This window comes from Bifidobacterium lemurum, assembly GCF_014898175.1.
Lineage (GTDB): Bacteria > Actinomycetota > Actinomycetes > Actinomycetales > Bifidobacteriaceae > Bifidobacterium > Bifidobacterium lemurum.
In genome coordinates, this window is record NZ_CP062948.1 from 2,410,995 (window position 1) to 2,421,144 (window position 10,150).

The window sequence follows — 10,150 nt, forward strand, 5'->3', positions numbered from 1 at the left end:
TCTTTCCAGTAGATTCGTTCAGTCGGTGAAACGACGCCAAACGGCCCAACGTTCGGCATGACGCTGACGTTTGGCGTCCTGACGGCGAATCACGTCGGCATGAGCGTCGATGTAGCGCTCGCGGGCCACATCAAGCGGCTGGGTGAACAGCGGCGCGTCGTTTGATTCCCCCGCGTCGGTTCCTTCCCCCATGGCTTCGAAGCGCTGCGAGAGCTTCGCTCCGATCTCACCGGCGTCACGCAGTGCACGCAGGCCATGCAATCCCGCATATACCAAGCCCGCCGCGATCATCGCCAACATGAACACGACCAGCAGCACCCAGACCCACCATGGCATAGCGGACACTCCTTACTTGTCGGATTCGCTCAGGCTCAGCTCACGCTGCGCCCGGGCGACAATCATCGTGCGCAGCGTCTCCGGCGCGACCGCTGTGATATGGCGCGCATGGGCGATGCAGAAGGCGACGAACCAGGAATCCGAGGAGACGATGAGATGCACCTTCTCCCCCGTGCCGCAAGCCTCAACCTGCGCGCCGGGCAGTGACTTGATGAACGGCAGACCGCTTTGGTCGGTGATGAACACCGCGGCGGTGCCGTTGTCGAAATTCCATTTGCGCAATTCTGCCACCGGCACGTCGGGAATATCGAGTTTGGCGACAGGTTCGACCATCGTGGCATCCTCGATGCGCGCCAGACGCAGCACCTGCCAGGTGCGCGGCTTGCCGTTCGTCTTATCGATGGTCGTGTCTTTGACGACGTGGGATTTCATCTCCTTGGGCGCGGCTTTGGCCACGTCCGTCCACACGGCCGCGTAATACACGCCCTCGTCCACGAAGATCTTCGCCGGCGCCACCAGCTTGCGTCGGGTGCGGCCCGCTCCGTCGGTGTATTCCATATCGAGCAGGGATCCGGTGGAGATGGCGCGCTTGACGATGGTGAAGCTTCGCGGTTCGATTTCGTAGCCGGTCAGGCTCAACCACGGCGTCTGCCCCGGCGTGACATGTTTGCGCAGCCGGCGATACAGCGATTCCGCCTGGTCGCGCTGATATGCGGGCAGCAGCGGCGCGTGCGCGAGATAGCTTACCGAGGCGGTGAGCATGCTCAGATACTGCGGCGAGATGCCGGCCAGACGCTCCAAACCAAGCGAATTGGTGGCCGAGACGATGCCTTCGGAATCAAGCAGCGGCCAATCGATGTCGAAGAACTGGCTGCCGGCCATCTCGCCGTCGTCCGAGACGGTGGTGAGCGTGTTGATGTCCTTGTGGATGATGTTGATCTGCTTTTTGAGATCGTCGCCGCCCTTGGACTTGCCGATGAAGCGTTCCGCCAGTTCGGCCAGCGAGAACTCCTCGCCCAGATGCGCGGAAAGGAACAGCATCAGACGCAGTCGGCGATCCACCTCGCTGCCGGTCTGGAAGGACGCGCCGTTCTTCTTGGCCTGGGCTTTGATCGATTCGGGGTCTCCCGGCTCGCTGACACTGCTGATGGCTTCCGAAACGACGGTGGCGCTGTTGTCGCTGGCGGTTTCGTCGGCCAAGGTGAACTGCGTGGCGGCGTGCAGGCGACGGTGGAAGGCGTCGACCGCCTCCTGCGGGCTGACGATGGACGCGCCGGGATGCTCCAGCACATACATGGCCAGATCGTCGGAATCCGTGTAGGCGACGTTGAGATGCTCGCCATCCACGTCGACGGTGGCGGCGAAACGACGTGAATCGATCACTTTGACCAGCGCGTCGGGAATGGTCTGCGTGCCCAAACCGGGCGCGATGGAGTCCAATCCGAGACCGGGAATCGGGGTCTGCGGCACGCGTGGCGTGGTACGCGACTGGTGGGTGAGCTGCGGCTGCTCGGGCTCGGACGACATGGACATCGAACGGGCCAGATAGTTGGCCGCGGCCAACACCGGCAGATCCTCGGGCTCGAAATGCAGGCGCACGCGCGGTTCGTCGCCCAACTGCAGACGGTAGGACGCGAAATCCTGTCCTTCCGACTTGGACGAGTATTCGGGCTGGCGTGATTCGATGGCGATGCCCATGGCGGCGAGTTTGGCACGGTCGCGCTGGAACTGCTTGGCGAACGCGGCCTTGGCCGCCTGATCGGCGAGCTCTCCGTATGAATCGGCGTAGGCCTTGACCCGCTGGGCGATCTGACGGGACGTCAGCCATTGCGGAAAGGCGGATGACAAAACGGCGAGCACATCAAGTTCGTGCTTGCCCCATTTGTCCGAAAAACGCCGGCGTCCGCTGCTACCCTCTGCCATTAGTCCTCACGTATCGTTATCGTTTCGTAGTAAGTGTGCATGCGGTATCGCACACTCCACTCTATATTAGAGGGTTTTTGCGGCGAATGCTGTCATTTTTCGAAAAAACATCCTTTTTTTGGCTTATCGATGAACGGGTCACACCCAATCATCAGGCTCGATACCAAGCGGCCCAACGTATTCGCCGTTGGGAACGTAGCTCGGCTTGCCCGTGTCCTCGAGCGTGGCGTCCGCGAACATGATCACGTCGCGGCCGAACGTCCAGTCGCCGCGGATGGTCACCGAGTTCGCCGCGGCCAACGACGGCACCGCGTAGGGGAAGCGTTCGTCGAAATCGTGGATGTTCTTGTAATAGCGCTGATCGAGTTCCACGTTGGGGAACTGATAGTTGCCGTCCTCCATCTCGTAGGTGTCGGTGAGATGGAAACGGTCGGAGCGCATGATGAACAGGTCGTTCGTGGTTTTCACCGGCAGGAACCGCATACGGTCCACCTGCACGCAGATCGCGCCGTTGAACAGGTTGATCGCGGCGCCCATCGCGGTTTCCAGCTGGATCACCGCTTCGGTGTCGGGATTGGTGGGATCGACGGTTTTGCGGTTGCGAATCACCGGCAGGGGCAGCACGCCATCGCATTCGGCGAGCTTGTCCTTCAACGCGTCGATGCGAACCCAGATCGAGTTCGTGTTGAAATACGGGTGTTTTTTGATGTTCTGGGCGTCCGCCTTGTCGTCCGGATGCACCTGGCTCATCTCTCGCAGCATCAGACGTCCGGTGACCTTGTCACGCACGATATGGCCGCCCTTGCGGTCGGCGTAGGTGCGGGTGGCCACTTCGACCATGAACGGCGCGCCCGTGTTCTCGAAATGCTGGGCGAGCGTGCGCGAGGGGCGCGCGCCGAGATTGTCGGAGTTGGAGATGAACAGATACTTGAAGCCCTTGGCCTCCAACGCGTCCAGCAGGCCGGATTCCCAAATCGTGGAGAACAGGTCGCCGTGTCCGGGCGGACACCATTCGAGCTCGGGGTTCTCGGGGAACGACACCGGTTCGCCCGTCGCCTCGCTGAGCTTCGGCTCGACATGCTGGATGATCTCCACGGGAATGTCGTCCTGCACGAACTTGCGGTTCTGCTGGATCACCTTCATGGTGTCCTCGGAGGTGCGGAAGGAGTTCATCAGCGTCAACGGCAGTTCGACGCCCAGTCGGGCGCGGGTGGAGAGCACCTGGCCGAGGATGATGTCGATGAAACGCACCTGCTTGGCTTTGTGCCTGCGCACGGGGAGCAGCGATTTGGCGCAGTCGAGGCCCATCGAGGTGCCGAGTCCGCCGTTGAGCTTGAGGAAGGCGGTTTTGGCGAAGGCATCCACGGCCTTGTCGTGGTTGATGGTCTCATAGACGTCGTGGAAGCTGGGCACGCCGTTCAGCGGTTCGACGTCCTCCTCGCGGATCCAGCTGCTGGCCTCCTCATGACGCCACACATCGTACAGACGCTTGAACTGGCTGATGGCCATCTCGCTCATGCCCGCATCGCGCATCTTCGCGGCGGAAGCCTCGAACACCTCGTCCTGCTGGTCGCTCACCTCGACCCCTTTCCTAAAGTCAATACCCCGAACAAGTCTAGCGGACCGTGGTGCAGGGCGTGTGAATGCCGCCATCGAACCGGTGAATAATCCGTGGAGAAAGGGGGTGTGAAAAGAAAAAGACCGGAATCGCGAGATTCCAGCCTCCACATGTCGGGCCGGCGGCATCAGGAATTGGATCAGCGCGCCAGCAACGTTTCATTGCGCAGAACCGGCGCGGATTCTATTTCGTCTGCGAATCCATCCAGTTGGGCGGAAAGCTCGTTCTCGTCAACCACGGGAACATCGAGCAATCTTCTTGCGGACGCATGAATATACGTATTGATCGCATCAATACGTCCTCTCTCCATCGGATATGCGGAATCATCCTCCAAGGTCACATTCAACGCACGTCGCAACCATTCGTGCTGAACCGGACCCATAATCTGCCTCACCTGCTTGGAGAAGGAGAGCAGACTGTTCGCCGGCTGAAGCTCGTCCATCACGGCGGCGGTCCATCGTCCGGCTTCCCAATCCGTTCTCATATCGTTTTTGAACAGGCTCATATTATGGTCGAACAGCGGTGCCGGAGCGAGAACGCCGCCGGTGACGTTGTTCCGCAGGAGTCCATGGTTGTTGGCGTGCCTGTCTTGGTTGATGATCAGCGCGTCGAAAACCAGCATTGTGCGCATGGCCTCGTACTCGTCATGGGAGATGGCTTTCGCGCAGGCCAACATCGCAGGGAATCCGGCCAAACCGGTGGCTGCGTAAAACGGCACGAACGATACGTCCTTCGTGTTCATGCACGGGCATACCGAAGCCAGCTTGCCTTTCCATTGCTCCAATCGATATGACACCGCATGGAGGCCGAGCTTGGCCGCGAGCTGCGAGGCGAGGAACTCGGAGTATGGTTCCATGCCTGCGTTGGCATAGCCTTCGGTGCCGGCCTTCCAGAGCTCCAAACCATCGCGCATATGCCGCCAGGCTTTTGGAAACTGACCGTCCGTGGTCCATTCGCTGGAGAGTCCGATGTCGTGTTTCTCACTGGATGTGTACCCTGTGTAGGCCACGATGGCCAGCGTTTCATCCAACGGATTGTCGAAAAGGTTGATGTCGTTGAATGCGAGCTGTTCGTTTGTTTTTTCGATCCAGTACGAGTCGTTCACCGACAGGCCTTTGCACAGGTCTATGATGCCCAGGGTGTCTGAGATGGTCAGTCCCGCCTGCTTGAGGATTTCGACCGCGAACCGCCTGTTTTTTGGGATCGTGCGTCGCTGCAGCCACGTTGTCAGTTGCGCGTCGGTTGGATCCGGGGCAAGAGGGAACGGTAGCCGCGTGCGTTGCGCTTCATCGAACCATAGGATATGCGCGTTCAAAGTGCCTGCACGCAATCCCTCACCGTAGGAGGCGTCGAACTCCATCAACGGCGTATCGTATATTCGCAATACGTACCGCATGCTTGTCGCCTCCGTCCCGGTTTCGCGTAACCATCCACGGTCAATACTAGGCGATGACGACTCCGTTTGGAGTCGGCTTGAATCGACCCTAAGGGAAGCGATGCTGAGAAGCTCCGGTGACGGAACTCTCCAGTGACGGGCATGCGTGGCGAAAACGAAGAGAATCGGACACAACACGCTTACGACTCATGAAACTTGCGTGAATCCATGGATGTGGTAAATTATCCACTCGGTGCTGATGCACTCTGTTCGGGCCGTAGCGCAGCTTGGTAGCGCACTTGACTGGGGGTCAAGGGGTCGCGGGTTCAAATCCCGCCGGCCCGACTGAAAAGGGCGGAATCGTCAAGATTCCGCCCTTCTTATTTCTTCGGGTTTTCACCATCGGGCGCACATCGGGCACATCACCGATACGACACGGGTTGTGAAACGAAAAGAGTTTGGTGTGTCGAATTCGCCATTCGTAAGCGTTTTCGCACACCAAACTCTGAAATCAAACGTTTTACCTAAACAAGGCGTTCCGGCCCGACACACCAAACTCGAATTTCGATATTTTTAAACGGTGTGATGGGCGTTATTTGCGCTTCTTCTTTTCCCGGATGTTCACCGAAATCTGAATGGGCGAGCCTTCGAAACCGAACTCCTCGCGCAGGGAGCGTTCGAGGAAGCGACGGTAGCCGTGCTCCAGGAAGCCGGTGGCGAAGATCACGAAACGCGGCGGACGCGTGCCGGCCTGCGTGGCGAACAGAATACGAGGCTGCTTGCCTCCGCGCAGCGGGTGCGGATGCGCCGCCTGGATCTGTCCGAGGAAGGCGTTGAGCTTGCCGGTGGGCACGCGCTGGTCCCAGGATTGAAGCGCCTCGCGCATGGCCTTGGACAGGCGGTTGGTGTGCCAGCCGGTTTTGGCGGAGAGATTCACACGCTGCGCCCAGGTCACACGGTCGAACTCGGTGGCCCACAGACGTTCGAGACGCTGCTTGTCGAACTCGTCCATCGCGTCCCATTTGTTGAACACGAGCACGATGGCGCGGCCCGCGTCCACCGCGGTGCTCATCACCTTGAGATCCTGATCGGAGATCGGCTGTGAGGCATCGAACAACACCAGCGCGAGTTCGGCGCGTTCGATGGCGGCCTGCGTGCGCAACGACGAATAGTATTCGGCGCCGGTGAGCTTATGCTGACGGCGTTTGATGCCGGCCGTGTCGATGAACAGCCAATCCTCGCCGTCCATGGTCACGATCTCGTCGACCGGATCGCGTGTGGTGCCCGCCAGATCGTTGACCACGGCGCGTTCCTCGTCGGCCAACTGGTTGAGCAGCGAGGATTTGCCCACGTTCGGGCGTCCCACCAAAGCCACGCGGCGCAGATTCGTCGGCGTGAGATAACCGGAGGTCTTCTCCGCCTTGGCCAGCGAGTCCAGGGCGGCGTCCAGCAGATCGCCCACTCCCCTGCCGTGCATGGCGGAGATGGCGTAGGGCTCGCCGAGTCCGAGCTTCCAGAATTCGGCGGCCATGTATTCGCTTGCTCCATCGTCGATTTTGTTGACGGCCAGCGTCACCGGCTTGCCGGAGGCGCGCAGCATCTTGACGATGCGTTCGTCCGTGTCGGTCATGCCCACTTGGGCGTCCACCACGAACACGACGGCGTCGGCCAGCTGCACGGCGATCTGCGCCTGCGAGGCGATGGCCGAGTCGATGCCCTCCACGTCGGCCTCCCAGCCGCCCGTGTCGACGAGTTTGAAGTCGGTTCCGGCCCATTCGGCGTCATAGCTCACACGGTCGCGGGTCACGCCGGGAGTGTCCTCCACCACCGCGGCGCGACGGCCGAGGATGCGGTTGACCAGCGAGGACTTGCCCACGTTCGGGCGGCCCACGACGGCGAGCACGCCGACCTGGCGCGGGCCTGCGGATGCGGAGTCGTCGGCGAAGCCGCGTCCCTCGATCAGCGCCTCGTCTCCCTCGTCGAGCTCATAGCCGGTGAGATTGGCGGCGTACTGTTCGTATTCCTGCTCTTCGATGGCATCCTCGACGATGGTGGTCAGCACATCCAAGGTCTGGGAGAAATCCATGTCGGAGTTGTCCACGGTGAGCACGCCGTCGGCGGCGGTCAGGAAGTTCGTCACCTGGGAGTCGGCCTTGTCTCGGGCCGCCACGTCCTCGGCGCCCACGCCGGCGACGGCCTGTCCGGTGCGGCGGGCCTGACGCACCGCCTCGCTGGCGGTGAGCAGGATGCGCACCTCGGCGTCGGGCGCCACCACGGTGGTGATGTCACGTCCCTCGGCCACGATGCCCGCGCCTCGCGAATACGAGTCGGCCGCGGCCTCACGCGCGATGTAGGCGCGTTGCGCGGCGATCAGCACATGGCGTACGGGGATGATGTTCGAGACCTTCGACACATGCGACGAGACCTCGGACGAGCGGATCGCCTGGCTGATGTCCTCGCCGTCGGCGGTCACGCGCGGATCGTCCGGATCGACGCTGATGTCGAAATGGCCTTCGGTGAAGAACGCGCCCACCGCCTCGGTGACGGTCTGCTCGTCAACCGTTTCGGCATCCAGATCGATGCCCTGGTTCAGGCACCACCAGGCGCAGGCGCGATACATCGCGCCCGTGTCGAGATAGGCGAAATCGAAATACTTGGCCAACGCCTTGGATGTGGACGACTTGCCCACGCCGGCGGGACCGTCGATGGCTACGCGAATCACAGGCCGACCTCCTTGGAGAGCGAACGGATTTCGGTCTGGCTGAGCACGCGGTAGGAGCCCGGCTTCAGATCGCCGAGTTTGATCGGGCCGATCTGCGTGCGGACCAGCCGCTTGACCGGGTATCCGATGGAACCGAAGATGCGGCGCACGATGCGGTTCTTGCCCGAATGCAGCACGACCTTGACGATGGTGCTGTCGCGGTTGGAGTCGAGGATCGAGCAACGGTCGAGCTTGATCCAGCCGTCGTCGAGCTGCACGCCCGTGGTCACCAGCCTGCGGCACACCGTGCCGCTGATCTTGCCTTCGAGCGTGGCGATATAGGTTTTCTCCACCTCGTACTTGGGGTGCATCACATGCTGGCTGAGCTCGCCGTCGTTCGTCATGAGCAGCAGGCCTTCGGACTCGTAGTCGAGGCGGCCCATATGGAAGATACGGTCGTATTTGTCGCCCACGATGTCGCGCAGCGTGAAGCGTCCCTTGGGATCGTCCATGGCGGAGAGCACGCGCCGGGGCTTGTTCAACGCGAGCGTGACGTGATTGGTGTTGATACGAACACGGGAACCGTCGACGCGGATCTGCTGTTTGCTTGGATCGACGCGGCTGCCCAGTTCGGTGACCAGTTCGCCATCGACCTCGACACGGCCGTCGGTGATCATCTCCTCGCATTTGCGTCGAGAACCGAAGCCTGCCTGAGCGAGCAGCTTCTGCAGACGGATTCCATCGGTGTTGTCTTCGTGCGCCTTCTGGGCACGGGAATATGCGTGTGGCATCGTTCTCCCAACGTGGCCTGGCAAGGCGGTCGCCTTGCGTGGTTTCTTATGCATATGCCGGCGAACCGCCGACTCTTCCAGCGATTCCCAACCTTTCCATTCTATCGTACCGCCGGGGTACTGCTACACTGGCAGACGTTCGGCGGGTCTTCCCGCTCTACCAATAGAACAGAGGTATTCAACCATGGAAGAAACGAAGCAACAGCCCTTGGCCATCCGCGTGGCCGCGGAATTGGCTGGAAGTTTCCTGTTGTGCTTTGCCATCTACGCGTTTTCGACCTGGGGGTCGGCCGTATTCGGCATCAATGTGGTGTTCGCCGCGCTGGCCACCGGTCTGGCCTATGCGGCGGTGACGGCGATCTTCTCGAAGGTCTCCGGCGGCCAGCTCAATCCCGCGGTGACCGTCGCCGCCGTGCTCACCTCGAAAACCAAGGTGCTCGACGGCGTGCTGTATGTGATCGCCCAAGTGCTCGGCGCCATCGCCGCGGGCTTCGCGGTGGTCGCGCTGATCCCCACCAACGAGACGGTGACGATGAGCATCTGGCTGCCCGGCGCGGTCAACGGTTTCGAGGCGGGCTCCGTCTCCTACTCCGTGCTCAGCCAGTACGACATCAGCTTCTCGGTCACGCTGGCGATCATCATCGAGGTGATCGCCGCGCTGCTGGTGGTCGCCGCCGCCATGTCCTCGCTGGGCGAGCATGGCGAATCCTCCGACCGTCATGTGTGGATGATGGGCCTGTCCTACGCGCTTGCCACCGCCATCACCTACCCGGTGACCGGCGCCGGTCTGAACCCGGCCCGCTCCACGGGTATCGCGCTCGCCGCACAAGGCCAGGGACTGACGCAGAATCCGCTATCCCAGCTGTGGGTGTTCTGGATCTGCCCGGTGCTGGCCGCCGCGGTGGTGGCGCTGGTGATGATCGCCGCGCAGATGATCAACGACGCCATGTCCCGTCCGAAGCCCGTGGTGGCCGTCGAAGGCGACGACGTCGAAACCCTGTCGGGCGAGGCGGATTTCGTCGAGGCCGAGGACTCACATGATGAGGCTGATGCTGAAGTACGTGACGAGCAGTCCGATGCCCAGCGCGATGCCGATGAAGGAGTCGAACGCCACTGAGCGCACTTTCCAGGGGCTGCGTTCGCGTAACGCCAAACGCAGAACACCGGTGACGATGGCCGTCACGGCGAGCACCGCCGTGGCGGCCATCGTGTATCCGAAGAAGGCCACGACGACGGCAAGCGCCACCATGGCGAGCACGATCCATTCGAACCAAGGCTTGCCCTCATTCGTTTCGGAAACGGTCGGATGGTTCTTCATGGCGGTCCTTACACGTGGGTTTGCGATATGCGGTCGGCTCAACGGCCGACTGTTGCATTATAGAGGCGTCACGTCCGAAGCGGCGAAT

Annotated in this window: 8 protein-coding genes and 1 tRNA gene; 2 read left to right on the forward strand and 7 right to left on the reverse strand. The window is 61.4% G+C overall.

All coding sequences use genetic code 11. From position 1 onward, the window contains the following. Positions 1-18: 18 nt before the first annotated feature. The 4 genes from BL8807_RS09530 to BL8807_RS09545 all read right to left on the reverse strand — a co-directional run bounded on the left by BL8807_RS09530 (position 19) and on the right by BL8807_RS09545 (position 5,450). The gene (locus BL8807_RS09530; protein WP_072726063.1) at positions 19-336 is read right to left on the reverse strand and encodes a hypothetical protein; all 318 of its coding nucleotides are present in this window, start codon (positions 334-336) and stop codon (positions 19-21) included. 12 nt (positions 337-348) lie between these two features. After that, a complete protein-coding gene (locus tag BL8807_RS09535) occupies positions 349-2,259 on the reverse strand; it encodes a helix-turn-helix transcriptional regulator (RefSeq protein ID WP_072726061.1) in 1,911 nt (636 codons plus the stop codon). A gap of 138 nt (positions 2,260-2,397) precedes the next feature. After that, positions 2,398-3,792 (reverse strand): UTP--glucose-1-phosphate uridylyltransferase, encoded by a 1,395-nt coding sequence (locus BL8807_RS09540; RefSeq protein WP_072726230.1) that lies wholly within the window; start codon positions 3,790-3,792, stop codon positions 2,398-2,400. A gap of 224 nt (positions 3,793-4,016) precedes the next feature. Then, on the reverse strand, positions 4,017-5,450 hold the full coding sequence (locus BL8807_RS09545; RefSeq protein WP_226847329.1) for a HipA family kinase: 1,434 nt from the start codon (positions 5,448-5,450) through the stop codon (positions 4,017-4,019). A gap of 73 nt (positions 5,451-5,523) precedes the next feature. Here BL8807_RS09545 and BL8807_RS09550 point away from each other — a divergent pair. Continuing rightward, a tRNA-Pro gene (locus BL8807_RS09550) sits at positions 5,524-5,597 on the forward strand. Positions 5,598-5,844: 247 nt separating this feature from the next. On the opposite strand, the gene der is transcribed toward BL8807_RS09550, so the two are convergent. Further along, entirely contained in the window at positions 5,845-7,974 is a 2,130-nt protein-coding gene (der, locus tag BL8807_RS09555) for a bifunctional cytidylate kinase/GTPase Der (protein WP_072726057.1), read from the reverse strand. Further along, entirely contained in the window at positions 7,971-8,744 is a 774-nt protein-coding gene (locus BL8807_RS09560) for a pseudouridine synthase (protein WP_072726055.1), read from the reverse strand. Before BL8807_RS09560 ends, der begins: the two co-directional genes overlap by 4 nt. A 184-nt stretch (positions 8,745-8,928) precedes the next feature. Between BL8807_RS09560 and BL8807_RS09565 the strand changes: the two genes are divergently transcribed. Further along, a complete protein-coding gene (locus BL8807_RS09565; RefSeq protein WP_072726053.1) occupies positions 8,929-9,861 on the forward strand; it encodes an MIP/aquaporin family protein in 933 nt (310 codons plus the stop codon). On the opposite strand, the gene BL8807_RS09570 is transcribed toward BL8807_RS09565, so the two are convergent. Further along, complete coding sequence (locus tag BL8807_RS09570; RefSeq protein ID WP_072726051.1) at positions 9,778-10,062, reverse strand: DUF3017 domain-containing protein; 285 nt, start codon at positions 10,060-10,062, stop codon at positions 9,778-9,780. The two genes, BL8807_RS09565 and BL8807_RS09570, sit on opposite strands and share 84 nt — an antisense overlap. Positions 10,063-10,150 lie beyond the last annotated feature (88 nt).